General features: G+C 58.3%; 22 protein-coding genes and 2 pseudogenes. 9 read left to right on the top strand and 15 right to left on the bottom strand.

Translation table 11 applies throughout. The features are described 5' to 3' along the window. Positions 1-105 precede the first annotated feature (105 nt). Positions 106-1,317 (top strand): hypothetical protein, encoded by a 1,212-nt coding sequence (locus AAYR33_05350; protein XAO72300.1) that lies wholly within the window; start codon positions 106-108, stop codon positions 1,315-1,317. Between the two features lie 58 nt (positions 1,318-1,375). Next, positions 1,376-2,275, top strand: coding sequence for a heme o synthase (locus AAYR33_05345; GenBank protein XAO72398.1), 900 nt, complete (start codon positions 1,376-1,378; stop codon positions 2,273-2,275). A 298-nt stretch (positions 2,276-2,573) separates the two neighbouring features. On the opposite strand, the gene AAYR33_05340 is transcribed toward AAYR33_05345, so the two are convergent. The 7 genes and pseudogenes from AAYR33_05340 to AAYR33_05310 form a co-directional block, all read right to left on the bottom strand. Next, positions 2,574-3,533, bottom strand: a complete 960-nt coding sequence (locus AAYR33_05340) for a TIM44-like domain-containing protein (GenBank protein ID XAO72299.1) — start codon at positions 3,531-3,533, stop codon at positions 2,574-2,576. 14 nt (positions 3,534-3,547) lie between these two features. Next, the gene (locus tag AAYR33_05335; GenBank protein ID XAO72298.1) at positions 3,548-3,892 is read right to left on the bottom strand and encodes a metallopeptidase TldD-related protein; all 345 of its coding nucleotides are present in this window, start codon (positions 3,890-3,892) and stop codon (positions 3,548-3,550) included. Between the two features lie 55 nt (positions 3,893-3,947). Next, positions 3,948-4,187: pseudogene (locus AAYR33_05330) on the bottom strand (metallopeptidase TldD-related protein). A 205-nt stretch (positions 4,188-4,392) separates the two neighbouring features. Then, positions 4,393-4,878: a DNA gyrase modulator gene (locus AAYR33_05325; GenBank protein XAO72297.1), complete on the bottom strand. Its 486-nt coding sequence runs from the start codon at positions 4,876-4,878 to the stop codon at positions 4,393-4,395. Next, positions 4,875-6,140 carry a pitrilysin family protein gene (locus tag AAYR33_05320; GenBank protein XAO72296.1) on the bottom strand — a complete coding sequence of 422 codons (1,266 nt, stop codon included), beginning with the start codon at positions 6,138-6,140 and terminating at the stop codon, positions 4,875-4,877. Before AAYR33_05320 ends, AAYR33_05325 begins: the two co-directional genes overlap by 4 nt. A 31-nt stretch (positions 6,141-6,171) precedes the next feature. Further along, positions 6,172-7,572, bottom strand: coding sequence for a threonine synthase (gene thrC, locus AAYR33_05315; GenBank protein XAO72295.1), 1,401 nt, complete (start codon positions 7,570-7,572; stop codon positions 6,172-6,174). Positions 7,573-7,636: 64 nt separating this feature from the next. Next, the gene (locus AAYR33_05310; GenBank protein XAO72294.1) at positions 7,637-8,671 is read right to left on the bottom strand and encodes an L-dopachrome tautomerase-related protein; all 1,035 of its coding nucleotides are present in this window, start codon (positions 8,669-8,671) and stop codon (positions 7,637-7,639) included. Positions 8,672-8,819: 148 nt separating this feature from the next. Between AAYR33_05310 and AAYR33_05305 the strand changes: the two genes are divergently transcribed. Genes AAYR33_05305 through AAYR33_05295 form a run of 3 tightly spaced genes read left to right on the top strand, consistent with a single transcriptional unit; the run spans position 8,820 to position 10,472 of the window. Further along, positions 8,820-9,548, top strand: a complete 729-nt coding sequence (locus AAYR33_05305; GenBank protein ID XAO72293.1) for a tetratricopeptide repeat protein — start codon at positions 8,820-8,822, stop codon at positions 9,546-9,548. A 49-nt stretch (positions 9,549-9,597) separates the two neighbouring features. Then, positions 9,598-10,188, top strand: a complete 591-nt coding sequence (locus AAYR33_05300) for a hypothetical protein (protein XAO72292.1) — start codon at positions 9,598-9,600, stop codon at positions 10,186-10,188. Positions 10,189-10,241: 53 nt separating this feature from the next. Continuing rightward, a complete protein-coding gene (locus tag AAYR33_05295) occupies positions 10,242-10,472 on the top strand; it encodes a glycosyltransferase family 9 protein (GenBank protein ID XAO72291.1) in 231 nt (76 codons plus the stop codon). 80 nt (positions 10,473-10,552) lie between these two features. On the opposite strand, the gene AAYR33_05290 is transcribed toward AAYR33_05295, so the two are convergent. The 4 genes and pseudogenes from AAYR33_05290 to AAYR33_05275 form a co-directional block, all read right to left on the bottom strand. Further along, positions 10,553-13,426 carry a [protein-PII] uridylyltransferase gene (locus AAYR33_05290; protein ID XAO72290.1) on the bottom strand — a complete coding sequence of 958 codons (2,874 nt, stop codon included), beginning with the start codon at positions 13,424-13,426 and terminating at the stop codon, positions 10,553-10,555. Between the two features lie 23 nt (positions 13,427-13,449). Continuing rightward, positions 13,450-16,079 (bottom strand): annotated as a pseudogene (gene mutS / locus AAYR33_05285) (DNA mismatch repair protein MutS). 172 nt (positions 16,080-16,251) lie between these two features. Beyond that, positions 16,252-17,808: a murein biosynthesis integral membrane protein MurJ gene (murJ, locus tag AAYR33_05280; GenBank protein ID XAO72289.1), complete on the bottom strand. Its 1,557-nt coding sequence runs from the start codon at positions 17,806-17,808 to the stop codon at positions 16,252-16,254. An 80-nt stretch (positions 17,809-17,888) separates the two neighbouring features. Further along, positions 17,889-18,383 (bottom strand): glutathione peroxidase, encoded by a 495-nt coding sequence (locus tag AAYR33_05275; protein XAO72288.1) that lies wholly within the window; start codon positions 18,381-18,383, stop codon positions 17,889-17,891. Between the two features lie 410 nt (positions 18,384-18,793). Here AAYR33_05275 and AAYR33_05270 point away from each other — a divergent pair, with 410 nt between their 5' ends. From AAYR33_05270 to AAYR33_05260, 3 genes are all read left to right on the top strand, one after another. Continuing rightward, complete coding sequence (locus AAYR33_05270) at positions 18,794-19,663, top strand: 3-hydroxyacyl-CoA dehydrogenase family protein (GenBank protein ID XAO72287.1); 870 nt, start codon at positions 18,794-18,796, stop codon at positions 19,661-19,663. A gap of 108 nt (positions 19,664-19,771) precedes the next feature. Further along, positions 19,772-20,299 (top strand): Gfo/Idh/MocA family oxidoreductase, encoded by a 528-nt coding sequence (locus AAYR33_05265; GenBank protein ID XAO72286.1) that lies wholly within the window; start codon positions 19,772-19,774, stop codon positions 20,297-20,299. Positions 20,300-20,336: 37 nt separating this feature from the next. Next, complete coding sequence (locus AAYR33_05260) at positions 20,337-20,615, top strand: hypothetical protein (protein XAO72285.1); 279 nt, start codon at positions 20,337-20,339, stop codon at positions 20,613-20,615. Positions 20,616-20,630: 15 nt separating this feature from the next. On the opposite strand, the gene AAYR33_05255 is transcribed toward AAYR33_05260, so the two are convergent. From AAYR33_05255 to hemC, 4 genes are read right to left on the bottom strand one after another with little or no spacing between them, the layout of a single operon-like run. Next, the gene (locus AAYR33_05255; protein ID XAO72284.1) at positions 20,631-21,596 is read right to left on the bottom strand and encodes an NAD(P)H-dependent glycerol-3-phosphate dehydrogenase; all 966 of its coding nucleotides are present in this window, start codon (positions 21,594-21,596) and stop codon (positions 20,631-20,633) included. Next, positions 21,593-22,441 carry a 23S rRNA (adenine(2030)-N(6))-methyltransferase RlmJ gene (gene rlmJ / locus AAYR33_05250; GenBank protein XAO72283.1) on the bottom strand — a complete coding sequence of 283 codons (849 nt, stop codon included), beginning with the start codon at positions 22,439-22,441 and terminating at the stop codon, positions 21,593-21,595. Before rlmJ ends, AAYR33_05255 begins: the two co-directional genes overlap by 4 nt. 9 nt (positions 22,442-22,450) lie before the next feature. Further along, a complete protein-coding gene (locus AAYR33_05245; protein XAO72282.1) occupies positions 22,451-23,194 on the bottom strand; it encodes a uroporphyrinogen-III synthase in 744 nt (247 codons plus the stop codon). Next, positions 23,178-24,236: a hydroxymethylbilane synthase gene (hemC, locus tag AAYR33_05240; GenBank protein XAO72397.1), complete on the bottom strand. Its 1,059-nt coding sequence runs from the start codon at positions 24,234-24,236 to the stop codon at positions 23,178-23,180. The genes AAYR33_05245 and hemC overlap by 17 nt, the downstream gene beginning before the upstream one ends. 154 nt (positions 24,237-24,390) lie before the next feature. Here hemC and tsaD point away from each other — a divergent pair, with 154 nt between their 5' ends. Then, positions 24,391-25,494, top strand: a complete 1,104-nt coding sequence (gene tsaD, locus AAYR33_05235) for a tRNA (adenosine(37)-N6)-threonylcarbamoyltransferase complex transferase subunit TsaD (GenBank protein ID XAO72281.1) — start codon at positions 24,391-24,393, stop codon at positions 25,492-25,494. The last annotated feature ends 1 nt before the right edge of the window (position 25,495 follow it).

Raw genomic sequence — 25,495 nt, 5'->3', positions numbered from 1 at the left:
TTTTATGTTAAACCCCTGACCATCAACCAAATTGCGCCGCAATTTGGTGCATATTTGCAGCGCGACGGCACGTAATCGTCCGTTCGCGCTTGGAGGGTCTTGACGATGGCGCAGGGCAAGCCGATCTATCGGGGCATGATGATCTCTCAAAATCGTCAAGGCGCCCTTCTGCTTGTGATTTCCCTGATTGCAGGCACGCTTGGCGGTTTGCTTGGCCTGCTAGAAACCGGTGTTTCCGGGGCCGCGATGCGCGCTGTCCATGGCGTGCTGCTTGAATTTTACGTGATCACCCCCGCATTTCTTGGTGGGCTGGGGCGACTCCTTCTGCCTTCCGCTTTGGGCCGGGCGGAAGCGCGTTTTCACCCGATTGACTGGGTCGCCGTGACCCTCTTAACGCTCGGGATCGGATGTGCGCTGGCGTCACTCTGCGGTTTCGCGCCCGGTATGGCTTACAGCCTGATCGCCTGGTCTCTCAGTATGGCGCTTCTCAGTGCCAATACGGTTGTTTTCATTCTTGAAAATCGTCGGACAGGTTTTGCCAACATGTCGTGTTTGGCATGGACGGAGCTGGCCACGTCGGCCGGGATGATCGCCATCACCCCCGTCATCGCGATGATGGCACTCAAAATCCTTTCCGCTTCAAATGCTAGCCTGTCCCTCTTTGTCGGGGTTTTTGCCTTGCCCCTTCAGGCCATCGCCATGTCGGCGACAATCGGGATGATGTCATCTGCATTTTTTTTAGATGATCATGCACCTTCCGTCCCATTGATTGGGCTGATCAGTTTCATTGGTCTGGCTGTTCCTGTGATCTGGCTGAAATTCTTCACGATTGGTGTGCTCCAGGCGGGTAACGTCGCGTTAGCTTGGCTGAGTGTGCCGAGTATCGCCATTATTGCGATTTTCATCCGCCAGCTTTGGCGACCGGCGCGACATGACATCGCCGCCATCATCTGGTCCATCGGGGCGATGCTTTTATTGGTTGCGGATGGTGTGCTGCAATGGGGACGCCCTACCGGCATGGCGGAACATGCCATGACCCTCTACGCCGCGATCTGCGCGCTTTTCGGCAGTTTCTATGCGTGGCAGCGTCCCCAGTCGATTATTGTAGTCTCGCCATTATTCGGCATCCCCCATTTTTCGACGTTCTTCTCCGGCGTGTTTCTGTCAATGGCACCCTGGCCTGCGGCGCAGTCCATCGGGCATTTGATGATGTCCCTCTGTCTCACTTTCGTTGGGGTGCTGCTTCTGCGCCTTGTCCTCTGCGCGCGCGATGGGCGGGCGACATCGCCGCACATTGAAATGTCTCACAGGGTTTGAAGAGGGGGCCGTTATGTGCGCCGAGCCGGTGACCTCAATCAATCAATTAACGCCGTCAATGCCGGAAGAGGGTGCGACAATGGCCGATTGGCTGGCGCTCCTCAAGCCGCGTGTCATCTCACTCGTTGTTTTCACAGGGGCTGCCGGTATGGCTGTGGCGCCGCAATGGCCGCCTGTCATCCTGGCTTTTATTGATATTTTCTGCATCTGCATCGGGGCTGGGGCGGCTGGCGCCATCAATATGTGGTATGATCGGGATATTGACGCGATCATGCGGCGGACGTCCGTCAGGCCAATACCGGACCACCGCATGGACCCTGACCGGGCCCTGACTTACGGGATCGTGCTTTCCGTCCTGTCCGTCATATTGCTCTGGCTGGCGAGTAACGCACTTGCTGCGGCCATCCTCGCTTTTTCAATCTTTTTTTACGCCGTCATTTATACGATCTGGCTCAAACGGCGCACGCCACAAAATATCGTCATTGGCGGGGCGGCCGGGGCTTTTCCGCCCATGATTGGTTACGCCGCCGCCACGGGCACGCTGCATCTTCTGCCCATCATCCTGTTTGCAATCGTATTTTTATGGACGCCGCCGCATTTCTGGTCGCTCTCCCTTTACGCATGTAAGGACTACACTCGCGCTGGCATACCGATGTTGCCCGTGGTCAAAGGTCCGCGCCATACAAGGTGGCAGATCCTGATTTACACGATCATTCTGGTGGCGGCCTCTCTCGTGCCGGGGTTCTATCATCTCGCAGGCCCGCTTTATAACGCGGCTGCTGCGCTTCTGGGCTTGGGCTTTTTGATCATGGCGCTGGGCGTATTGCGCGATCCTCAGGATCGTGATGGGCAAAGTCTCACGGCAGATAAGCCAGCGCGGCGGGCATTCCGATATTCCCTTCTTTATCTTTTTCTCCTCTTCCTCGCGCTTCTTTTCGATCGGGTTTTCCTGTCATGACGGAAGATAAGTCTCGACGTCAGTCTCCAAAGAAGCGGTCACCGCAGCAGCAGCGTTTCTGGGCGATGATGGCCGGCATGGCCTTTTTGTGGCTGTGCCTTTTCGCCATTGCGTGGATTTCTTTATAATCAATCATGCCGACATGCGTGGGGATGACGCGGTGTTTTTCTGAACCAGGGCAGTTGTTTTCTGCGCATCCAGTTCAGTAAATACGTCCCTATCACCTACCCACAAACAGCACGTATAAAGCTGGTGATTCGTCATCAGCTTTATACGTGCTACCTGGGTGGCGGGTAGGTCAGCTGCCTGCCTGCTGTATCGCGGAAAGCACCCAATTGCGGCGACCATCGGCCCGGACGAAACTCCAAAGCTCCGTTACGATCTGAGGCTCCGTCTGGCTTCCATCAATTACATAGCCCATCTGATCCGTCGTGATGTCGATCAGACTGTAGCGCATCGCAACCGTCGCATAGACAAGCCGTCCCTCTCGCCATGCTTCGGCAAGGTCAGCATTTATGAAAGTGACATTGGAGGTAACATTTCGCGCGCCGCGGCTGGCATAATCCGTCAATTGCTGATTGAAATATGAGGTCATTTCCGGCGTGGCCATCGTCGAGAGAGCCTGCACATTCTGCGCACTCCAGGCTGCTTGCACATCAACGAGAAGGCGCTGGAATGTCTGATAATCCTCGGCGCTGATGGTGACGTTCTGACTGCCGAAACCCGGTGTCGCATTGGATGAGAAACCGTAAGGGCCGGGCGCTGCCTCATTTCGTGGGGGCGTGACGCCATTATATTGACCTTGCACCGACGCGCCATTCCGTGTGAAAAGCCGCACGGCCCATCTGACCACGATGAAGAGCAGAAAAAGCTGGATGATGACACCGAGGAGGCTGCCAAGCCCGCCTACGCCGCCGAAGAAGCCGTGACCCGACAACATCCCGAATAGACCAGCCCCCAGCATCCCCCCGAGGAAACCGGTCATGAGCGGGTTGCGGCGTGCGAACCCCATACCCGGTGCTCCCATCGGCCGTTGTGCGCCCCAGGGCCGCGCCATGCTGGGCGGCGTGCGCGGCGTATAACTGCGATCAAAAGGACGCGCGACAAAAGGGGCCGTCCGTGTCATGGGTGGGGCCGACCATGTGCGACCACCCCGACTGCCAAAGGACCCGCCGCCTCCCGCGCGCGCCATGGCGTCCATCCCGGAGGTGCTGATGATGAGCGCTGCAAGGAGCGCATAAATACTGAGTTTCTTCATGATCCGTATTCCAACTACTCTCCCGCGATCGTCATATCATTGATGCGCAATGTTGGCGCATTGATACTGCGTTGGAAGGTGAGGTCGTCTGCTGCATATATCTTGAGAAACATATTGCTTAACTGCCATGCAACGGTCATCCCCGCAACAGGTTCGGCAATTTTACCATTTCTTATCATAAAACCTGACGCCCCGCGACTATAGTCCCCGGTCAGCATGTTGATGGTCGATCCGATCATTTCGGTAATATAGACACCTTCGGCGATATCCGCGATGAGGTCTTTCGAGCTTCCCTGCCCACCGGAAAGGTAGAGATTGCTGCTTGTCGGGGCGGGGACTCCGTCCGGGGCGCGAACCATTATTGGGGAGGTTGAGGTGAGAGGCGCTCGTCTGGTCCAGGAGCCAGTTTTGAAGGCACCCATCCTCAACCAATGTTAGGATTTGCGGCTGCACGCCTTCACTGTCAAATAACCGTGAGGCCAGCCCTGCCGGGCGTGTCGGGTCATCAATGACATGCAACCCGGCGGGAAGCACCTGCCGGCCCTTCGATGCTGCAAGAAATGAGGTGCCGCGCGCAACCGCCATGCCATTCAGGGCGGCAGCCAGATGACCCAGCAAACTGCCGGAGACACGCGGGTCAAACACGGCCGCCATCCGCCCGGTGCGGGGCTTGCGCAGGTTGAGACGGTTTTTTTGCCCGAAGGGCTGCGACGTGCCCGAGCGTTGCGGGTGGGTGAGGTCACCCCAATGACGCGTGACGTGAGAGGCGTAATCTCGTTGCATGAGATCGCCCTGACCCGCAATTACGCTGACACTCGCGCCGAAAATTGTCTCCTCACTCTGCGTCATAAACCCGTCACTATCCGCTAAAGACGTGTGCGCGCCAGGATGAGGCCGACGCCCCGTTGCTTTTTGTGATACCGTCACCCGCCAGGGCGCTTTCCTCCGCAATGCGGGAGGCCTCCTGCAGCTGCGCGATAGTGACATTGGAGGTAGGGCCCGTCAGGCGCATTTCCCTCGCGGAAAGCTGTCCTTTGATGGCGCTGGAGGCTAGGCCCGCATGGGGGTTTTTGGGCAGGGCGCGCGCCATGGTGACAGCCTGAGACGCCAACCGCGCGAAGCTCTCCTTTTTTATGACGGTGCTGAAGACATTCGCCACGCGCCGCCCTGAAAACACACGCAGGCCGAGTTTAACAGTCTGCGCATGTTCCGTATCCTCCAACCGTCCCTGCCTGATTGTTGTCGAAAGCGACGTGGTCTCAACCAGCATCGCATCAGCCTGGTCGGCGCCTGCTTTTTTGGCCGCATCCAGAAGTGCGCTGAGGAGATCTTCCTGCGTTTTCATGCGACGGGACAGATGGCGGCGTGGCGAAGCGGGGGCAGCTCCTTGATCGGCCCGACAGAGGCACGGGTGGGCGGCGTTGCGAAGATCTTGCGGACTGCGTGCAGAATGTCGTCTCCCGAAACGCGGTCAATTTTGGCAATTGTCTCCGAGGTCGGGATGGTATGGCCGAAAATCTGCATTTGGCGGGCGATCTGCTCACAGCGACTTCCGGTATTTTCGAGCGACATCAGAAGAGAGGATTTAAGCTGAGCCTTGCCGCGCCGAAGTTCCGCGGCGGAGAACCCGTTTTCGAGCTTCTGCAGTTCCTCTTCAATAACCGGAAGCAATGTCGCCACATCCTCCGCCGCCGTGCCGGCATAAATGCCGAAAAGACCCGTATCCATAAAAGGCTGGACAAAAGAATAGACTGAATAAACGAGGCCGCGTTTTTCACGGATTTCCTGAAAGAGGCGCGATGATATACCGCCTCCGAGAAGGGTCGAAAGCAGCATGACCGCGTGATAATCATCATCAAGATAGGAAATCGCCTTATAACCCAGGATGATATGTGTCTGGTCCAGCTCCCGATGCGTCACGATTTCCCCACCCGCATAAGTGGCCGGCATCCACAAAGGGGCGTTGTGGGTCGACAGGTCTGCGAAAGATGTCTCGACCATCGCGACGACATTGTGATGTGAAACGGCACCTGCTGCGGCAATGACCGTATTATGCGTCGTGTAATTTCGCTGCATGAAGGCAAGAAGCGTCTCACGCCGCATGTTGCGTATCAGTTTTTCCGTCCCAAGGGTCGGGCGGCCCATGGGCTGGTCCGTAAATGCCGTCTCCTGAAACTGATCAAAGATAATGTCGTCCGGCATATCATTCGCCTGGCCGATCTCCTGCAAAATCACACCGCGCTCACGCTCAAATTCATGGTCAAGAAACGTGCTGTGCGTCAGGATATCGCCGATCATATCGATGCCGAGGGCGAGATCATCCTTTAATAATTTGACGTAATACGCGGTTTGCTCCCGCGCTGTGTAGGCATTGATATGGCCGCCCACATCTTCAATCTGCTCAGCAATCTCAGCGGCGCTACGACGTTTTGTGCCCTTGAAAGCCATATGTTCAAGAAAATGCGCAACGCCATTTTCCTCGGCTTTCTCATGGCGGGTGCCGGACGCGACATAAGCGCCGAACGATACCGTTTCGACCCGGTCCAATTTCTCTGTGATAATGGTCAGGCCGTTATCCAACCGGGTGATTTGGCAATGTTCCGTCATAAGGTCTGAGGATCTCCTGAAATCATCTGAGTCAATTTGCGTCAGCCGCGATGTGGGCGCGGATGGCGTCCTGGACAAGCCCGAGGTCACAGGCCAGTCTGTCATATCGTTCAGGCTTCTGCATAATGTCCTGCAAGGGAGGCGGCATGTCCGGGCGGAACCCGAGCGCTGCTTCAATCGCATCTGGGAATTTTGCGGGATGTGCCGTGGCAGCGGCGATCATCGGGATGCCGAGCTTCTGATTCCCGGCACCAGCGGCGATGCCGATGGCGGAATGCGGGTCCGCCATATAATGGCTGTTATCGAAAATGCGTTTGATTTCCGCACGTGTCTGCGCATCATCCAGACGACGCGCTTTGAAGAGCGTTCCGATCGCGTGCCATGCTTCCGTCGGTACTGCCATCCGGCCAGTCTGGCGGAAGCCCTGCATGGTGGTGCGGCAAAGGTCACTGTCTCGGCCCAGAAATTCAAAAAGAAGGCGCTCAAAATTACTGGAAACCTGAATATCCATAGAAGGGGACAGGCTGGGCGCAACGGGTTGCACCGACATATCATTATCGAGGATGAATCGGGTCAGAATGTCATTTTTGTTGGAGCCAATGCAGAAGTGACGGATGGGCAGGCCCATGCGATGCGTGACCCATGCGGCAAGGACATTGCCGAAATTACCGGTCGGCACCGCGAAGGAGACGTCCCGATCCGGCGCTCCGACAGCGAGGGCGGCCCGCACGTAATAAGGGATCTGCGCCGCGATCCGCGCCCAATTGATGGAATTAACGGCAGAGAGCGCGACCTCATCCTTGAAGGGGGCGTCCGCAAACATTGCTTTGACGAGATCCTGGCAATCATCAAACGTGCCGTCAATCGCGATATTAAGCACATTGACTTCAGTGACGCTCGTCATCTGACGGCGCTGAACATCGGATGTCCGGCCATAAGGGTGCAGGATAACAATGAAAACGCGATCCCGCCCTTTGAAAGCTTCAATGGCGGCGGACCCTGTATCGCCGGATGTCGCACCTATAATGGTGACGTGCTGATCGCGCTTTTGCAGGGCGTCCTCGAAGAGATGCCCCAATAATTGCATGGCGACATCTTTAAACGCGTAGGTCGGACCGTGGAATAACTCCATGGCATATTGCTCAGGCGCGATTTCTATGAGAGGCGTGACAGAAGGGTGATCGAAACGCGCATAGGCTTTTCTGCAGAAGCCTTCCAATTCGGGGAGGGCCAGAACATTCTGCGTGAACGGGGCAATGACACGCGCGGCGAGCGCCGCATAAGAGAGGCCCCGCAGACTGCGCCAGTCATCCCGTGTCAATTGCGGCCAGATTTCGGGCACGAAGAGCCCGCCATCCTCTGCCAGCCCGCCAAGGAGAACATCGTAAAAATCCTTGCCTCGGATGGCGCCACGCGTTGATTGATAAAGCATTAAAATAACCTACCACATTCTTTTTGGTACGGGGAGGGACCGGCCATCCGGGCCATAGTTCCTATCAAGGTTGCGGATTCCGGTAAGGCGTCAAACGCAAAAGTTCCGACCCGGCAGCAACGTAAATCTCATTTGTGATGGGGTCGGCATAAGGTGTCTGCGCGTCCACAAGTCTTTGATCGGCAACCTGCATAAAAGGGTCGCGACCCGCATCAAATGAGAGCAGGCGGCCCTCACTCCGGTCGATCATATAGAGCGTGTTATCTGAGCCGATTGTGATGCCACCAATGGTCGGCGTGCGACGCCATTCCGTCAGGCTCTCCATTAATTCAACGGGAGTGAAATCAGGGTCACGCAGAAGCTCCGTTTTCAGGCGGTAGAGGGGGCCGGTCGGTGTCTGAAGATAAAGCCATGCGCCATCCCGCTGAAGCGCGAGGTGCGAAATATTGCGTTGCAGGGGACGCCCATCCGAAGCGCGTACCTCCTGCCCACCAATATTCATGAAACGCTGCCCGAGCATCGCCGGATAATGGGTGAAGAAGCGGCGCCAGATCTTTTTCTCAAGGTCATAAGTGACGAGTGCCGCATCGCCCTCATCGGCGAGATAAATCATCGGCCCATGCACTGCGATGGCGATGAAGCGGCTTGACCCGTCATAAATATTCGGGCTTGCGTCAATGCGGGACTGTAATTTTCCTGTCTCCGCATCCAGTTTCAGCAGAAATGGTTGTGCGCCCGGGCGCGCATTAACGACCCATATTGCGCCGTCATCCGCGCGTGCCAGGGCGGAAGGTGCGTCCAGCCTATCTTTGACGTGCTGCGTCATGGGGAGGGGATGGGCGCCCCCCGCCCGATCCAGTTTTATCAATGATTCTGCGCCGTCTTTCGGGGCGCGTTGCAGGATAAATCCGTCCCTGACCGCGACCACATTATGCCAGTCCGACCCTTCCGGAAGATGCGCGATGACGGTGATATCCGCCGGATGCGGGACGGGTGCCCAGGGTCGCTCCCGCGCTGCAAAACCCTGGAACGGGTAGCACAGCATAACGAACAGCAAGATCGCCTTGCGGAAATGGGAAAGGCTTGCCGTGTTTTTCATGTTTGCCCACCGGAAGATATGCGCCATGGGGTCCGACCTGATCTCACATTGTTGAGGAAGTGAGCTTATCGGCTTCCTTCCCGTGCGTCTATTGCGCGCCTCACATGATGGGCTTCTCAGTTCCGCCATCTGAGCTAAAAATAGAGTGATGCGCTTCGCTTCTCAAAAACAGAATATTGTCGATACAGGAATGGCGCTTCTGGCGTCAGGGGACTTCGAAGGCGCCGCTGCGCGCTTTCGGAAAGTTCTGGCGCAGATGCCGGACGATCACGATGCGATTTACGGCATGGCGTGCGTTGCGCGTGCGGAAGGGCGGCCTGACCGCGCCATTGCCCTGATCGGGCGGGTTCTTAAAGAGGATCTCACGGATGATAAACGGGCGCTTTACCACATCACCCTCGGACATGCGCTGTATGAGGCCGGACATCTGGAGCCCGTGCGGGCGGCATTTTCCGTCGCGACATTATTGACGCCGCAGGATTTCCGCGCCCATGCCGGTTTGGGCGGGGTGTTGATCCAGCAATCTCGATTTGAGGAAGGGGCCGAAAGTTGGAAGCGCGTCGCTGACCTCGCGGCAGAGCCGATCCCAATCTGGCAGGAATATGCTGAGCGCCTCATGTCCCTGCGGCAATTCGAGGCGGCCGCCGCGCCTTTCCGGATGATTGCGGAAGCCCTTTCTGAAAATGGGTTTGCCTGGGCCAATCTGGGTGCGGCTTTATTTGAAGCGGGCAAGATGGAGGCGGCGCTCAATAAGGCAGTGGCACTGGGCGGCGATAGCGCCTACACGCGCGTCAATCGCGCGCTCACCGCCTTGGCCCTCGGCCATTTTGATGCGGCGGAAGCCGATATGGCGCGCGCGAGATCTGGCGCCGGATGACCGGCGCATACGCAACAACGCTGCGACATTGATGCAGCAAATGGGGCAAATGGCTGACGCAGCGGCGATCTACGCAGCGTTGATGCAGGGCGACGATGCGGAAGCGCCGCGCGCGGTTTACAATCTCGCGACATTGCGCCTGGCAGAGGGCAAAATGCGCGATGGGTGGCGTTTATTTGAGGCGCGTCATGCGGTCCTCGGGCGATATTCTCCATTGCCGCCATGGGATGGGCGGGGCGGCTCAGAATGCGTTCTGATTGAGGCGGAGCAGGGGGCGGAGGATTTTATTCAGTTCCTGCGGTTTTTACTGGTGGCGCTGGCGCGTGTGCCGGTTATTCTTCAGACTGATGCGGCTTTGCATCCCCTCATCCATCTGCATCCGGCGCTTGACGCGCATTTAAAATCGGGGCGGCTACGCTGGGAGGGGGGAGCCACCGCGTCTTGCGGCATGATGAGCCTGCCGCATCTGCTCCAGATCACTGAACCGGATGATACGCCCTATCTTATTACCAACGTCATCGCGGCAGAGCGATCATTCAGGGTTGGCCTTTGTTGGCGCGGGTCGTCGCGATATCGGTTCGACGCACGACGCTCGATTGATCCGGCACTTCTTGCACCGCTTTTGCCATCCCCGGTATAGATTTAGTCTCTTTACAGAAAGGGCACGATGATGAAGTGGAAGGGTGCCACATCATGCAGAGCCAATTGCAGGATTGGCGGGCGACGGCGTCGGAAATTCAGGGATGTGACCTTATTATCTCGGTCGATACCGCCATCGCGCATCTTGCCGGCGCTTTGGGACGGGACGTCTGGTTACTCAACCGTTTCGGCGGAGACTGGCGCTGGCTGGGGCCGCGCTGGTATCGCAACGTCACCATCTCAACGCCGCGCGGGCGGAGCCTCCCTGCGCGGCATGGGAGCTGATCATCGACGCTGCGTGTCATTATTTGCGGCAACGCGCTGACCAACATCGGTGACACAGGGGCGCGAAACGGGCGATCCGCTCAGCTTTCCAGTTCAATAAAGACGGAGTCGGCTTCCGTGAGGCTCTCGACAATGGCACCGCGAATACGGTCCAATTGATCAGGCGCCGTGATCTTATTGCTGTCAGCATCCCGCACGTAAAAAACATCCACGGCGCGTACGCCGTAGGTTGTGATATGCGCTGAGGAAATCTGAAGTCCCAAGCCGTTAAGCGTCTGCGCGATGCGGTAAAGCAGGCCAGGCTGATCCCGGCCATTAATTTCGATCACCGTGTGCCGTTCAGACGCACGATTATCAATGACGACGCGAATAGGCACGTTGATCAGTCGCATGCGCTTGCGCGACCGCTCCGCGACCGCGCGACATAACAGGCCGGGCACGTCGAGCTGGTCGTTGATGCTGCGTTCGATTTTGCTGTTAAGCTCTATCAACTGCGCAGGTGTATCGAGTGCTTTCCCCCGTGCATCCTGAATCCAGAATGTGTCGAGCGCGAACCCGTCACGCAGCGTGTGAATGCGCGCATCGACGATGGATGCCCCCGCCACGGCCAGCCCGCCCGCAATCCGCGAGAACAGACCGATGCGGTCCTTACTGATCACCGTGACTTCTGTCACGTCGCGGGAGGGGACGGGTGTGGATTCGACCGATAAAGGCGCGTTGGCGGCATCGGCCTCCGCCAGCAGGCGCGCATGACGCACATGGGTCGCCGAGTCAAAACCGAGCCAGTAACTCCCATACCCACGGGCCAGAAAGCGCGCTATTTCCCCGCGCTTGACGCGGTTCTCCTGCAGCATTTTGTCAGCAAGGGCTTTCGCGAAATTGATCCGCTCATCTGTTTCCGAAGCGGCGAGTCCACCTTCAAGCACTTCCGCGACGCGGATATAAAGCTCGCGCAGCAAGGTCGCTTTCCAGGCATTCCAGACCGTTGTGCTGACCGCTCTAATATCCGCGACGGTCAGGATCAGCAGAAGACGCAGGCGCTCCGGCGATTGAATGACGTCCGCCAGGTCAAGAATCGTTCGAGGATCATCAATATCCCGTCGAAAGGCAGTTTGCGACAGCAACAGGTGATGCAGCACCAGCCAGGAAAGCGTTTCCGTCTCCTCAACTTTCAAACCGAGCGTCGGTCCCAGACGGGCCGCGATTTCAGCGCCGATAACGGAGTGATCCCCCCCGCGTCCCTTTGCGATGTCATGGATCAGCGTCGAGAAATAAACGACAGGACGCGACTGAATAGCGTCGACCAGCGTGTAGACAATCGGGATTTCATCCGCCATGCGGCCATTTTCGATTTCACCCAGCATACGAACGGCGGCGATGCTGTGCTCATCAACCGTGTAAATATGATAAGTGTCGAACTGCATCTGCCCGACAACCCGCGACCATTCCGGTAAAATGGCGCTCATCAGTCCCGTCTGGTTAAGCAGATGAAGCCAGTCCGCCGCGGTTTTCCGGCAGGGGCCGTTCTGCCCCGATGCTTTCTTTTCCACTTCCGAAGGCAGGCCCCGCGCGGTGAGAAGCCGCGCGAAAATAAGCATACTATCGGCATCATCCCGCAAACTTGTTGCGCGCCGCTCATGCTGGATCAATGCGCGGATGGTGAGGGGGTGAATGGGTAACTGGTTATTCTGCGCGACTTCCAACAGGCGCAGCATATCGGCGGGCCGTGCATCAAAATCCGTCTGATCCGTCGGTGCGATCTGACCATCGACCAATGTCAGATGCAGCTCTTTTAAAGCCTCATAGGCAGGGTTGTTTTTTGTCAGGGAAGGTTGCGGCGGGTCAAGACGCGCCATGATGACAGGCTCAATCAGACAGCCCAGCCGGGTGATTTCCCGCACGGTGAGAAAATAATGGCGCATAAAGCGCTCGACACCCTGTTGGCGCCCATGGCTGGCATAACCCATGCGCGCGCCGATGACGGGTTGCGTTTCAAATAAAAGCCGCTCATCCGCGCGGCCGGCGATGTAATGTAGATGCAGCCGGATGGTCCAGAGGAAGTTCCAGGCACGGCGTGCGCGCTGGCGTTCCTGCTCGGTCAGGATATCAAGGGCGCTGAAAGCGGGCTCCGTATGAGGGTGGGGCACCGTGAAGACCGAGCCATCGCTTTCCGAAGCGATCCGGGCCATCCAGCCCAGAGTCTGCAAATCACGTAATCCGCCACGCCCTTCCTTGATATTGGGCTCAACGATAAACGGGTTATCCCCGAATTGTTTGTGTCGGCGTTCCCTCTCATTAAGGGCGGAGAGGATAAAGGCCCGCGCGTCCCCTTTTTCAGAGAGAAGGCAGTTCTGCAATTCGGTGAAGATCGTCAGCGCACCGGCGACAGGGCGGGCATCCATCAAATTGGCGCGGATGGTGATATCCGTCTTGACGGTCTCTAGACAGCTCGCGACGGAACGCGTGGCATGGCCGACACGGATGCCCAGATCCCACAGAAAATAGAGGATGAACACGATCCGCTCCGCCAAAGGCGGCGTCAATGCGCCTGACGTCAGAAATAACAGGTCAATATCACTATGCGGCGCCAGTAAGCCGCTGCCATAACCCCCTGTTGCACAGATACAGAGAGGCTGCGTGCTGGCCGACGTGTGTTTGCGCGCGAAAACATCGAGGCAGTCAATCACGCCATCCATCAGCGCCGCTATCATGCTGGCGGAGGCGATGCCCTTAATATGGCGGCCTTCAAATAATTGCCGGATTTCCCCGTAATGGCGTCCAAGATGCCGCCGGAAAATGGCCACGACGTCTTCCCGCGTCGGGGTGCCGCTTTCACGATAAAGGGCGTCGATCGCTATTTCGAGCGAGGTGTGCATCGTCTGGGCATTTGTGAAAGCCTGTTCGATCATCCTCTGGCGCTCCTGATCTGCACGCATATCCTCCCGGGCCATCATGATGCGTCGCGTCGTGCGTGCCCTTATTCTCGCGCGAGGCGTTGAAGCTCATACAGCGCCGCCAACGCGTCCCGCGGGGGGAGGCTGTCAGGGTCCAGCGCTTCCAGCTTGCGGATGACCTTATGAATTGAAGTGGCATCCGCCTCCAAAGTTTCCGTCTGCCCTGCGTTATCCGCTATCGGCGTGTCGTCACTCTCGGACGGTGCTGTCGGTTCAAAAAGGGGAAAAAGCGCCGCAATGCCCGGTTGCTGTGCCTCCAGCGCGGCCAGCAGACGCGTCGCGCGGTTGACGACAAATTCCGGCACACCGACGAGGCGGGCCACATGGACGCCCCAGCTTTTACGCGCGGCACCCTTGCGCACTTCGTGCTGGAAAATAATCGTGCCCTTCCACTCCTTGATGATCATCGTATAAGGGGTGAGGTGCGGCATCGAGTCCGTCAGGCGGCCCAGTTCATGGAAATGTGTCGCAAAAATCGTGTGTGCGCCGAGTTGTGAATGCAGCGCCTCCAAAGTGGCCCACGTAATGGCGAGACCATCCAGCGTGGACGTGCCCCGCCCGATTTCATCCACCACGACGAAGGAACGCGGCCCTGCAAGGTGCAAAATCGCGGCCGTCTCTGACATTTCCACCATGAAGGTGGAGCGTCCGCGCGCAAGGTCGTCAGCGGCCCCGACCCGTGAGAAGAGGCGATCCACGACACCAATCCGCGCGCGTCGCGCCGGGATCGGCATCCCCGACTGGGCGAGAATAACCGCAAGCGCGGTCTGCCTTAAAAAGGTCGATTTGCCCGCCATGTTCGGCCCGGTCAGCAGCATGATGCGATGCTCAGGCGGTAAGGCGCAGTCATTGGGGATGAAATGCATCCCGTCATCCAGCGCTTCCTCCACCACCGGATGGCGGCAGGCTTCGATTTCAAACGCGCGGTCCGCCGTGACTTCCGGGCAGTACCACACACCCTCCTGAGAGAGCTCTGTCGCGCCGGCCAGCACATCGGCGAGGGAGAATAACTCCGCCATCCCGACAAGGGCCGGGTGGTCGAGCACTTCATGGGCAAGCTTCGTGAAAATCTCGACTTCCAGCGCCTGCGCCCGGTCTGCGGCTTCAATGATCGCGCACTCCAGCGATATAAGCTCATCCGTGCTGAAACGGGCCAGATTGGCCGTGCCCTGCCGGAAGATCAGGGAGTTATCTTTTCGCAGGCGGTTAGCGTGGGTCGCTGTCGTTTCAACAACATAGCCGAGCTGCGCGTGATATTTAATTTTCAGGCTGCTGACCTGATAATGCGCGGCATATTGTGCCTGCAATGCCGCGATGGCCTGGCGACTATCGTCCCGAAGCGCGCGGGCCGCATCAAGCTCGGCATCATAATCCGCGGCGATGATATTGCCATCTTCGAGTCGCGCGGGCAGGTCTGGCTTTAAGGCGGCTTCAAACTTGTTGAGCAGCGGGTCCGCGCGGCGGTGAAAGCCGGTATAAAGCCCGCGAATATATTCCGGCGTGTTATCACTATAAACGGGTCGTAAAAGCGCAATGATGCGATCCGCGGACAGTAGTGCCACCTTGACTGCACCGAGATCCCGCGGGACGAGGCGCAGGGAGGAGAGGCGCGTCAGCGCGCGTGCAAGGTCGGGCGTGTGTTTCAACACATCCTGCAATGCATCCAGGAAGCTCGGCGTCCGGGCGAGCCATTTCCATGCTTCCTGCCGCGCGGCGCTGATACCAGGTTCAATCAGGGGCGATGAGATCCACCGCGCCAGCAGGCGCTTCCCACCTGCCGTGTGCGTGCGGTCCACGGCGGATAATAGAGTATGGGTTGTTGTCCCGTCACGTGCGGACAGAAGCTCAAGACTTGCCCGCGTCGCGGGGTCGAGGGAAAGGGCGGAGGATTGATCAAGGCGGAGAGGGCGTGAGACGCGCGGTACATTATCCGCCAATGTGCGCTTGACGTAAGCAAGGACAGTTGCGCAGGCGACAACTTCCTCATCCGAAAAGGGACCGAGTGAGCCAATCTGCGTCAGGCCGAAGCGACGTGCCACGGCAAGGCGGGCAATATCGATATCGGGGATGCGCAGGTCACGCACGACATGGCTGCGGTAAGGTTCCGACACGAAATCATGCAGATCGGTCAGGATCTCAACCGGGTCAATGCGCGAGAGCAACTCACCCACTTCAACGACATCAACGATGGTGGTCTCAAGCTCCCCGGTTGAAACGTCGATCCAGGCGGCGCCAATCGGGGCTGAGGCGGTGTGGGATTTAAGGCGGACGAGGGAGAACAGGATGTTGGCCTTGCTTGACTCCAGTAATTTATCCTCTGTCAACGTGCCGCGTGTTGCCAGACGCACGATTGCCCGTTTAAGGGGGCCTTTCTGCGCCGGATCACCTTTTTTAGGCGGCGCGTCAATCTGTTCTGCGATGGCGACACGGAAATCCCGCCGGATCAGCCGGGCGATGTAATTGGCTACGGCAGGGACGGGTACGCCGCACATCGGGATCAGTGTCTCCTGATGGCGGCCCGTGTTGTCAGGCTGATATCAAGCGCCAGGGACGCGATTTCAGCATCCTGGAAAAACAGTTCGAAAAAATTCTCCATTCGGAAAAAAAGAAGGGCATCCGGCTCCTGTGCTTTGAGGGCAAACCATTGCGCCATGGCAGGCGTCGCGCCTTCAGGGGTCGGGCTGGGCGTTTTTCCGGTTTTTTGATTCATCAGTCGACGATGGCTGCTTTTCTTGCGGGGGCATGTCAGAACCGTTGGCGGTCCTGGCCCCGATCATACGCAAAAAATTCACACGAGGTAAGTATTTATCAAGCCTCTGCGCATGTCACGGTGCTGGGTTTCGCATTCCGCGTCGGGCTGCTGCGAGGTCACGCACGCGCGCAACGCCTGAAATCTGAAGGCAGGCAAGATATATCGCCGCGCCGGAGGTAATCATGACGCCCAGGGCGCCAATCCGGGCCCAGCCTCGCCAGAACATAAAATCCGGGATAAAATACAGCGCCGCGACCCGAATCAGCACGGCCATGATTATTGCGGAACCCAGCATGATCAAAAGCCGTCGCATGGTCACGGCAGCGATTCGCATCGCATCGCGTCGATGGAGCAACCACCAGAGCAGACCGAAATTGATCATGGCCGCGAGGGAACTCGCTAATGGCGGCCCGATATGCGCGAGAGGGCGATAAAGGGAGAGATTCAGAGCGAGATTCAGCGCGAGAATGCCGAACCCGATGCGGACCGGTGTTTTTGTGTCACCCTGCGCAAAAAAAGCGGGTGACAAGACTTTGACAAGCACGAAGGCGGGCAGCCCGATCGCGTAAACGCGGAGGGATTGCGCGGTGAATGACGCATCCTGCATCGTAAAGCGACCGTAACCGAAAAGCGCCGACATGATCTCCGGCGCCAGCGCGATAATCCCGAAACTCGCGGGCAGGGTTAGTAGCATCGCGTAATCAATGGCGCGGTTGAGCGTTTCCCGGCTGCTTTCCCGGTCACCGGATGCGTGGTGGCGGGTCAGAACCGGCAGAATGGTCGTGCCAGCCGCCGCACCTAGCACGCCGAGGGGAAGCTGGTTGATGCGATCAGCAAAGTACAGCCAGGAAATTGACCCTGTTGGCAGCAGGGTCGCAATCATCGTGTCAATCGTCAGGTTAAGTTGCGTCACCCCTGAGCCGACAAGCCCCGGGGCGAGGCGGCGCAGCACGTTTCGCATGTCACCATCCATGACAGGGCGCTGCAAACGCAGTTTCATGTCCGCCCGGCGCGCGGCACCGTAAAGCAACCCAAGCTGCACAATGCCGGAAAGCGTGATCCCCCAGGACGCTGCCTGCGCCGGCATATGAAAGACTTGCGCCCCGAGGATGATCGCCATGATGCCGACGACATTGAAAGACACGTAAGCCCCGGCCGCCAGAGCGAAGCGGTGCATGCCATTCAGCACCCCGGCAAGGAGCGCCGCGATGCAGATCAATAGGAGGTAAGGGAAGGTGATGCGGCTGAGCGAGACCGCCAGATCAAAACGCGTCGACCCAGCGCCGAAGCCAGGTGCGATGAATGAGATCACCCAGGGCATGAAGATTTCACCCAGGATGGTGATCCCGGCTAGCCAGATCGCCAGCCAGCTCATGGTATTCGAGGCGAAACGGCGTGCGGCTGACGCGCCGTGTAACGTCATCTTCTCGGTAAAAAGCGGGACGAAAGCCGCGTTGAAGGCGCCCTCACCGAAGAGACGGCGAAACATATTGGGCAGACGGAAGGCAATCTGAAAAGTATCTTGGGCGATGCTCGCGCCCAGCAGAGCGGCCAGGAGTTGATCCCGCACAAGCCCGAGGACGCGGGAGACCAGCGTCCATCCACCGACGGTGAGAAAATTTCTGAGCATGGCGTCTCTGTTACAGGCTTCGGACGGGAAGAGTCCTTAACGGCACACGGTTTAACGTGCGCGATTATGCCTGAAAGAGATCAATTGTCGAGGCAGTGTCGCACACGCTCCCTGAAACGACGTGAGCTGGGGCGCGTGATGGAGGAAAACCACGCGGCGAGATGTCCGTCCCGCCCTATATATTTGTAAAAATTCCAGCGCGGTTTGCTCAGGCAGCCGCCTTCATGCTGCAACCATTGGAACAGGGGTGAAATTTCCGGGCCCTTGATCGTGGTTTTTTGTGTCATCGGAAAGCTGACGCCGTAATTGACGGCGCATGACTCTTTGATGGTTGCCGCATCATCCGGCTCCTGCTGGCCGAAATCATTACATGGCACGCCCACAACAACCAGCCCGGAGGTGCGGTAAAGCGTCCAGAGATGTTGCAGATCCTCATATTGAGTCGTGAATTTACATTTGGAGGCGGTATTGGCAACCAAGGCCACCTTCCCCCTAAAGGCACTGAATGAGATGGGGGTCTTCTCGTCAAGGGCCTTAAGTTCAAGTCGGTAAAAGTCGTCAAGGGTCGTCGTCATCAGGTGCTCCGCGAAAGAGACAAATTAAGTTATACGGTTAATCGACCGGACCCTCAATGAGGGAGCGAAGCTTAGCCGGCTGTGATTAACGCGATGCGGCATCAACACCTGTAACCGTGCGACGATGAGACGTCTGACCCGCGCATCGACGTCTACACACCTTCAATGGGAGTAGGGGACGTGACCTCTGGCCAGCACATCTTGAGTGCCGCGCAATTCAAAATACTGAAATATGCTTCAGGTTTTATTATTGGATGGAAAATATCTATAAAGTAAATTTTAAAGATCCAATTGACATACATATTCATGCGGGGTTTCACGATGACGGAAGAGCTGAATACGGTCGCCGTGGCGGGTGCCGGATATATGGGGGCGGCATCGCGCAATCCCTCGCCGCGTCTGGTCTGGACGTGACAATCGCCGATATCGACCCCGCGTCAACACGCCGGAATTACCAGCGTCTCCTTGAAGAAGCCGCACGTTTTGAGGCGGAGGGTCTGAAGCAAGCGGGCTACGCGGTGCTGGTCAGGGAGAATCTGCGCATGGCGGAGTCCATCGAGGTCGCGGTAGAAGATCGGGACCTGATTGAGGAGGCCGTGCCGGAAGCCCCTTCCATCAAGCAGGCGGTTTACCAGCGCATCTGCAGAGCTGCGCGTCCCGATGCGATATTGGGCACCAATACGTCGACCCTACCCGTGCACACGCTGGCGCCCTATGTCAACCATCCTGAGCGTTTCCTGATTATCCACTTCAGCAATCCGGCACCGTTTATCTCCGGCGTGGAGATTGTGCGTGGTGAGGCGACCGCCGATAACGTCGTCTCCGCTGTAAAAACCCTGTTGAAGCGTGCGAACCGCATCGGGGCGGAGGTGGCGGACAGGCCCGCTTTTGTGCTGAACCGCCTGCAATATGCGTTGCTGAAGGAGGCAGACAAAATCGTGCAGGAAGGGGTCGCGACGACGTCCGAATTCGATACGGTCGTGCGCACGACATTCGGGTTCCGCCTGCCATTTTTCGGCCCTTTTGCCATCGCGAATATGGCGGGGCTGGATGTTTATGCGGATTGCTTCAAAACGGTTGAAAAAGCCTATGGCAGCCGCATGGCGATGCCTGACCTGCTGGCGGAAATGGTGCAGACGGGCGCCCATGGTGTCAAAAACGGCAAAAGGGTTTTATGGGGATTACAGCCCCGAAAAGAAGGCCGCCCTCGTTGCTTATCGCAACAAAGCCTACGTAAAATTACTGGAATTACTGGAGGAGCTCGGCCCGTCACCCCTTGAGGCATCACAAAATTGCGGCCGGATCGATAAGGTGCCTCAAGGGGAAAATGGCCCCACGACATTCTGCCATGTTGCGGCAGGGGCGCAAGCTGATCTTTTACGAGGTGGGTGGTTGAACGCCCTCAGGGGCGCAGCATGTTGAAGATCGTTTTGGTTGGTTACGGGCAGATCGCGAAATCCCAGCATGTTCCGGTGCTGCGAAAATCCCGGGAATTTGAGCTGGTCGGCATGGTTGATCCGCAGATGGATGATGATATCGATCTGCCCTGTTTCCCGGATCTGCCCGCATTTTTTGAAGCAGACCGAGATTGTGACTGCGTGGCGATTTGCACTCCGCCAGCGTCCCGCTATGCTCTGGCGGCAGCGGCGATGGAGAAGCGCCTTCATGTTTTGCTGGAGAAGCCGCCTGTTTCCTCCCTCTCCGCTCTTTTTGCGCTGAAGCAAATGGCGGTGCATCGCGGTGTAACGCTTTTTACCGGGTGGCATAGTCGATATGCGCCGTGCATTCCCGCCATTACTACACGTCTCAAAAATCGCGACATCCGAGAGATTGAGATTTGCTGGCAGGAAGATCATCGCAAATGGCATCCCGGGGCGCGATGGCTTTGGAAAGCCGGGGGGGGTCGGTACTTTTGATGCGGGTGTCAACGCTCCCTCACTCCTGCACGCCATTATGAAAGCGCCATTGATCTACCAGCAAAGAGATATGGCGTTTGCGGCAGGCGCGGAGACACCGATCCGCGTCGCGCTTCACCTTTCAGCGGGCGCTGATAAAATCCCGGTCAATGGCGAAATTTCGTCGCCCGATGCGTCCGATGTCACGCGGAGTATCGCGCCTTATACGCTGATTTCGCCAGTAGCATCACACGAGCATCATCGAATTTCGTCGCCGTCCCTTACCTCATCGCGACAGATTGTCTCGCGCAGGGACGGCGTCACGCCGGGGATATGAAAGCTCCGGATTGGATCATTCCGTCGCGAGGGGGCGGGACATAAGGGCTGCCTTTGCCACCGCGACAGACATATCGCTCGCGATCAGTTTTGACACAGTTTCAACGAGGGGCATGTCGATGGCATGGCGGCGGGCCAGTTTGAGGAGGACCGGGGCGGTGCGACAGCCTTCGACAATGCCGTGCGTCTCATCCATGGCAAGGGCGCGCACATCCGCATTTTGTCCCAACGCCAGGCCGAACCGGAAATTACGGGATGAGGGGCCAGTGCAGGTCAGGATGAGGTCTCCCATGCCGCTCAGGCCGGAGAGGGTTTTCGCCTGCCCGCCAAGAGCACGATTGAGGCGGTGCATCTCCGCCAGGCCGCGCGTCATCAGGGCGGCACGTGCATTTTCCCCCAATTGCGCCCCGATGGCGATACCGGCCGCAATGGCGATCACATTTTTGGCCGCACCGGCCAATTGCACACCCGTCAAATCATTGGAGGCGTAGAGGCGAAAGCGCGGTGTCGCCAGTCGGGAGGCGATCTCCTCTGCCGACGACAAACGCGACGCGGCCAATGTGGCGGCCGCAGGCAGACCTGTGGCGATCTCACCGGCAAAATTGGGCCCGGACAGCACGGCGACATCGCGCCCCGGACAGGTGGCGCGCAAGATGTCGGCGGGGAAGGCATAACTGTCACGTTCCAGACCCTTACAACATGCGATAACCGGGCCGTCACCCATTGAAGCGGCGGCGATGTCGCGTAATGCATGGGTGGGGGTAGCGAAAAGCGTGTCATCGGCGCCTTTCGGCATCAGGTTCGTGACATGTACGGTGGGCAGAAGCGCGACATGCGGCAGCCGTGGAAGTTTGCGCGTGGTGGCGTCAACGGGGCTTCGGCTCCAAAGTGTGACGTTATGGCCCGCGCGGGCGAAATTCTGTGCGAGGGCGATCCCCCAGGCACCTGCCCCGATAATGGCGATATGGCGCGGCGTGCTCATGCTTCCACCAACCAGCGGATGGAGATTTCAGGCGGCTCCTCCTGCTGCAGATAAGGTGCGAGTGCTTCAAGAATGTGGCGCCCATTTTCATCAAATCGATAATGCGGATTCGCCACTAAAAGGCCGCATCCATTCAGGCGTGTCGGGTCCGTCGGCGGGTTAAGCAGAAATTCGCAGGTCAGAAGTTTCTTGAGACCCGTCTCGATCAGCATATCCTGAAACTCCCGAACAGGGGCGCGATGTTTGATCGGATACCATGCCGCGACCACCGAGGCCGGGAAGCGCCGACGCGCCATAAAAATCGCCGCGCGGAGCCGATCGAACTCATTTGTTTTTTCGAAGGGTGGGTCAATCAAGACCAGCCCGCGCCCGATGAGGCGGGGCGGCAGAAAGGCTTTGACCGCACGGTAACCGTCAAGATGGTGCACACTGACCTGTCGGTTGCTTCGGAAGAGACGCGCCAGCGCGACGGCATCATCGGGGTGCAGCTCGGAGCAAATCAGCGCATCTTGCGGGCGTAAAAGTGACGCGATCAAGCTGGGGGAACCAGGGTAGGATTGCGGCGCGCCAAAACGGCGCATGACATTGATGTAAGGTGTCAATACATCCGGTAATGCGGCGCCATGCGCGATTCGCGGGGGGATGAGGCGGCCAATCCCGTCGCGCCATTCCCCCGTATTTTGCCCTTCCTCGGCGTTCAGCTCATAAATGCCTTTGCCCGCATGTGTGTCGAGTACGGCGAAACCGGCATCCTTGCTTTTGAAATGCGCCAGCAGGCCAATCAAAAGCGCATGTTTGACGACATCGGCGAAATTTCCGGCGTGAAATGCGTGACGGTAATTCATGCTCAGGCTTTACGGAAATTCGGCGCATCCGTCACGCTTTGTCTGCGGCGCGGGGCCGAGACGTTGGAGGATCGCGTCATGATCCGGCGCGTCGCTGACGGAGATTTCCCGCCAGTCAGAGGGTTTCAGGTGTGCCGCGATGGCAGCAGATAGGGTGATGGCGCGCAGGTTGCGCGTATCGACGCCACTGACCGACGCGGCCTTGACCCAGGCAGATGCGGTCCTGGAAGAAAAAAACATGATGGCGTCAACTGCATTTGATCGTATCTGCGACATAAGCGAATCAGAAAGTGACGTGACCGGTCGGCTCCGATAAGTGAGATATCGCACGACATCCCAGCCACGCTCCTGAAGCGCACGCGTCAGTTTCAGGCCCAGTTGCGCCCCGGTGGGGAAGAGAAGACGCCCCGATGGTGGCGCTGACCCAAGATGCGTCACGATGGATGCCGCGTTTCCCGCGCAGGTGGCGATGTTGGTGAAGTCGTGCGTACGGAGGCGCGCGGCTGTCGCGGCCCCAACGGCACAGACCGGTATATCTCGTGCGATGTCACCGAGTGCGGGGATGGCCTGGGCGCTGGTAACGACCAGTTGCGTGAAACGCCCCGAAGGGACAGGGCGTGGGGTGGCTTCAATCTGTAAGAGAGGGTGCCAGATGACATACCAGCCTAAAGCCGCAACCTGTCGGCAGGTTTTTTCAGCCCCGGGGGCGGGGCGCGTCACGATGACGGCGTATCTTTCAGCCTGGCGTGTCATCCAGAAATATATCCTCAGGCGCTTCTGCTCTTAATGCATCGCCAAGCGCCAGGCCAAGTTGCTCCGCATCTTCCGGCGCGCCGGCAACTTCTTTCTGGAGGTAGAAACTGCCATCCTCACGCGCAACAATGCCTGTCAGCACAATTTCATAATCCTCAAGCACGGTGCGCGGGATGTGTCCGGGGCGGGGGCGCAGCCGCGCATATCCGCCGATCGGTGTACGGCAGGAGCCGTCAAGCGCGTCGAGTAGGGCGCGTTCCGCCGTGGCGACGGCGCGGGCTTCCGGGTCTTCAATCGCGAGGAGAAGCTCCTTAAGCTCCGTATCCGCGCTGCGTACGGTGACACCGACAATACCCTGCCCGGCCGCGGGGATCATATCATCCGTGCTGAGCACGACATCGGCCCGGTCTTCCATACTGAGGCGCTTCAGCCCGGCATAGGCCAGCATTGTTGCGTCGCACGTGTCGCCTGCAAGCTTGTCAAGCCGTGTCTGTACATTGCCCCTCAGGAGGCAGAAGCGAAGGTCCGGGCGTTTATATCGCAATTGCGCCTGTCGACGGACGGAGGCGCAGCCAATCATGGCATTTTGTGGCAGCACATCGAGAGGGTCACCCCCCGCCGCGACGATGGCGTGCGCTTTTTCCCGCAGGCGCGGATGGACGATCAGCGCGTCGCGCGCATCCTCCCGCTTGAGCGTGCAGGCGAGCGCCAGGCCGTGGGGGAGTTTCGTCTCCAGGTCCTTGAGGCTGTGAACGGCGAAGTCGATCCGCCCTTCGATCAAAGCCTCGTGAATTTCCTTTGCGAACAGTCCTTTACCCCCGATTTCGGCGAGGGCGCGAGACTGAACGCGATCACCCGTTGTTGAAATCTTGTGCTCCTGAAACGCACCGAGATCCCGCAAAATCGGGCAGAAACGCGTCAGACGAGTCAGGAAGGTGCGCGTCTGCACGAGGGCCAGGGGTGAACCACGCGTGCCGACGCGAAGGAGGAGGGCGCGACGTGCCTCCGAAACATGGGCGCGACCCATGGCGCGGCGTTTCATCGCCTCAGCGGCGACTTTCTGAAGTGCGCTCTTCACAATTTCAAGCTCAATCTGATCAATGGCGTTATCGTGCGTTCAGGGTTTAAAAGAAAGTATTCTCTCCGTCGGACGGAAAATTGTTACTTAAAGTTAAGCAATGACGTAACATGATGAGATGACCTCGTCGCTTTCCTCTGACTCTTCTGCCGCCATTGACGGGCGTGCTCCGATCCTCGCAATCGAATCTTCATGCGATGACACGGCCTGCGCCATCATGTTGCCCGATGGTCAGATCTGCGCGGACCGGATCTATTCCCAGAATGAACACGCGGCGCTGGGTGGGGTTGTTCCGGAAATTGCGGCGCGCGCCCATCTTGCGCATTTGCCGGACCTCGTCTCGCAATGTCTTTCCGATGCGGGATATCGACTTTCAGATATGGGCGCCTTCGCGGCAACAACAGGCCCCGGGCTGATTGGTGGTTTGATCGTCGGCAGTCATTATGCCAAAGGCCTCGCCCTGGCCATGAACCGGCCTTTTATCGCGATCAACCATATTGAGGCCCATGCGCTGATGGCGACATGGCCGCTTATGCTGGGCGGGGGGGCGCCCTTTCCCTTTCTGCTTCTGCTGGTCTCCGGTGGGCATTGCCAGTGCGTCGCCGTGCGCAATATCGGGGATTACACCCTTTTAGGAGGCACGATTGATGATGCGGCCGGTGAGGCTTTTGATAAAGTGGCGAAGATGCTGGGCCTCGGCTGGCCTGGTGGCCCGGCTCTGGAAATGCTTGCGCGGGAGGGGGATGCACGTCAATGGGATTTCCCACGTCCCCTCATCGGGCGCGCGGGGTGTGATTTTTCATTTTCCGGACTGAAAACAGCCGTGTCCCGGGTTGTTTCCCGTTTCGGGGCGGAAGCGCTCACTCGCCGGGATGCCGCCAATATCGCAGCCAGCTTTCAGGCCAGTGTCGCGCGCGTCATGGCGGATCGCGTCAGAAACGCGCTGTCGGCTTTTCCCGAGGCGAAAAATATTGTCGTGGCCGGTGGCGTTGCCGCCAATCAGGCAATACGCTCGTCCATAGAGGCGGTGGCGCAGGAAGGCGGCCTCCCGCTCTTTGTCCCGCCTGTGCGATATTGCACAGATAATGCTGTCATGATCGCGTGGACCGCATGGCAGAAAAGACGGACGCACCCCGCCGCGGATATAAACGACCTCAACGTCGCACCCCGCCCAAGATGGCCGCTGGATGACATGCGCCCCAACCATGCCGCGCCAGGCTGAA

The organism is Acetobacteraceae bacterium, from assembly GCA_039613835.1.
In the GTDB taxonomy this organism is placed as follows: Bacteria; Pseudomonadota; Alphaproteobacteria; order Acetobacterales; family Acetobacteraceae; genus Sorlinia.
This window is presented reverse-complemented; position numbering and strand designations above follow the sequence as displayed.

Bases quoted from the DNA above. Each gene is read 5' to 3' on its own strand.
- AAYR33_05255 (XAO72284.1), bottom strand. From the start codon at position 21,596: ATGAGCACGCCGCGCCATATCGCCATTATCGGGGCAGGTGCCTGGGGG.
- AAYR33_05305 (XAO72293.1), top strand. From the start codon at position 8,820: ATGCGCTTCGCTTCTCAAAAACAGAATATTGTCGATACAGGAATGGCG.
- AAYR33_05320 (XAO72296.1), bottom strand. From the start codon at position 6,140: ATGACGGAACATTGCCAAATCACCCGGTTGGATAACGGCCTGACCATT.
- thrC (XAO72295.1), bottom strand. From the start codon at position 7,572: ATGCTTTATCAATCAACGCGTGGCGCCATCCGAGGCAAGGATTTTTAC.
- rlmJ (XAO72283.1), bottom strand. From the start codon at position 22,441: ATGAATTACCGTCACGCATTTCACGCCGGAAATTTCGCCGATGTCGTC.
- tsaD (XAO72281.1), top strand. From the start codon at position 24,391: ATGACCTCGTCGCTTTCCTCTGACTCTTCTGCCGCCATTGACGGGCGT.
- murJ (XAO72289.1), bottom strand. From the start codon at position 17,808: ATGCTCAGAAATTTTCTCACCGTCGGTGGATGGACGCTGGTCTCCCGC.
- AAYR33_05345 (XAO72398.1), top strand. From the start codon at position 1,376: ATGCCGGAAGAGGGTGCGACAATGGCCGATTGGCTGGCGCTCCTCAAG.
- AAYR33_05245 (XAO72282.1), bottom strand. From the start codon at position 23,194: ATGACACGCCAGGCTGAAAGATACGCCGTCATCGTGACGCGCCCCGCC.
- AAYR33_05335 (XAO72298.1), bottom strand. From the start codon at position 3,892: ATGGTTCGCGCCCCGGACGGAGTCCCCGCCCCGACAAGCAGCAATCTC.
- AAYR33_05310 (XAO72294.1), bottom strand. From the start codon at position 8,671: ATGAAAAACACGGCAAGCCTTTCCCATTTCCGCAAGGCGATCTTGCTG.
- AAYR33_05300 (XAO72292.1), top strand. From the start codon at position 9,598: ATGGCTGACGCAGCGGCGATCTACGCAGCGTTGATGCAGGGCGACGAT.
- AAYR33_05260 (XAO72285.1), top strand. From the start codon at position 20,337: ATGAAAGCGCCATTGATCTACCAGCAAAGAGATATGGCGTTTGCGGCA.
- AAYR33_05295 (XAO72291.1), top strand. From the start codon at position 10,242: ATGCAGAGCCAATTGCAGGATTGGCGGGCGACGGCGTCGGAAATTCAG.
- hemC (XAO72397.1), bottom strand. From the start codon at position 24,236: ATGAAACGCCGCGCCATGGGTCGCGCCCATGTTTCGGAGGCACGTCGC.
- AAYR33_05340 (XAO72299.1), bottom strand. From the start codon at position 3,533: ATGAAGAAACTCAGTATTTATGCGCTCCTTGCAGCGCTCATCATCAGC.
- AAYR33_05325 (XAO72297.1), bottom strand. From the start codon at position 4,878: ATGAAAACGCAGGAAGATCTCCTCAGCGCACTTCTGGATGCGGCCAAA.
- AAYR33_05290 (XAO72290.1), bottom strand. From the start codon at position 13,426: ATGATGGCCCGGGAGGATATGCGTGCAGATCAGGAGCGCCAGAGGATG.
- AAYR33_05275 (XAO72288.1), bottom strand. From the start codon at position 18,383: ATGACGACGACCCTTGACGACTTTTACCGACTTGAACTTAAGGCCCTT.
- AAYR33_05350 (XAO72300.1), top strand. From the start codon at position 106: ATGGCGCAGGGCAAGCCGATCTATCGGGGCATGATGATCTCTCAAAAT.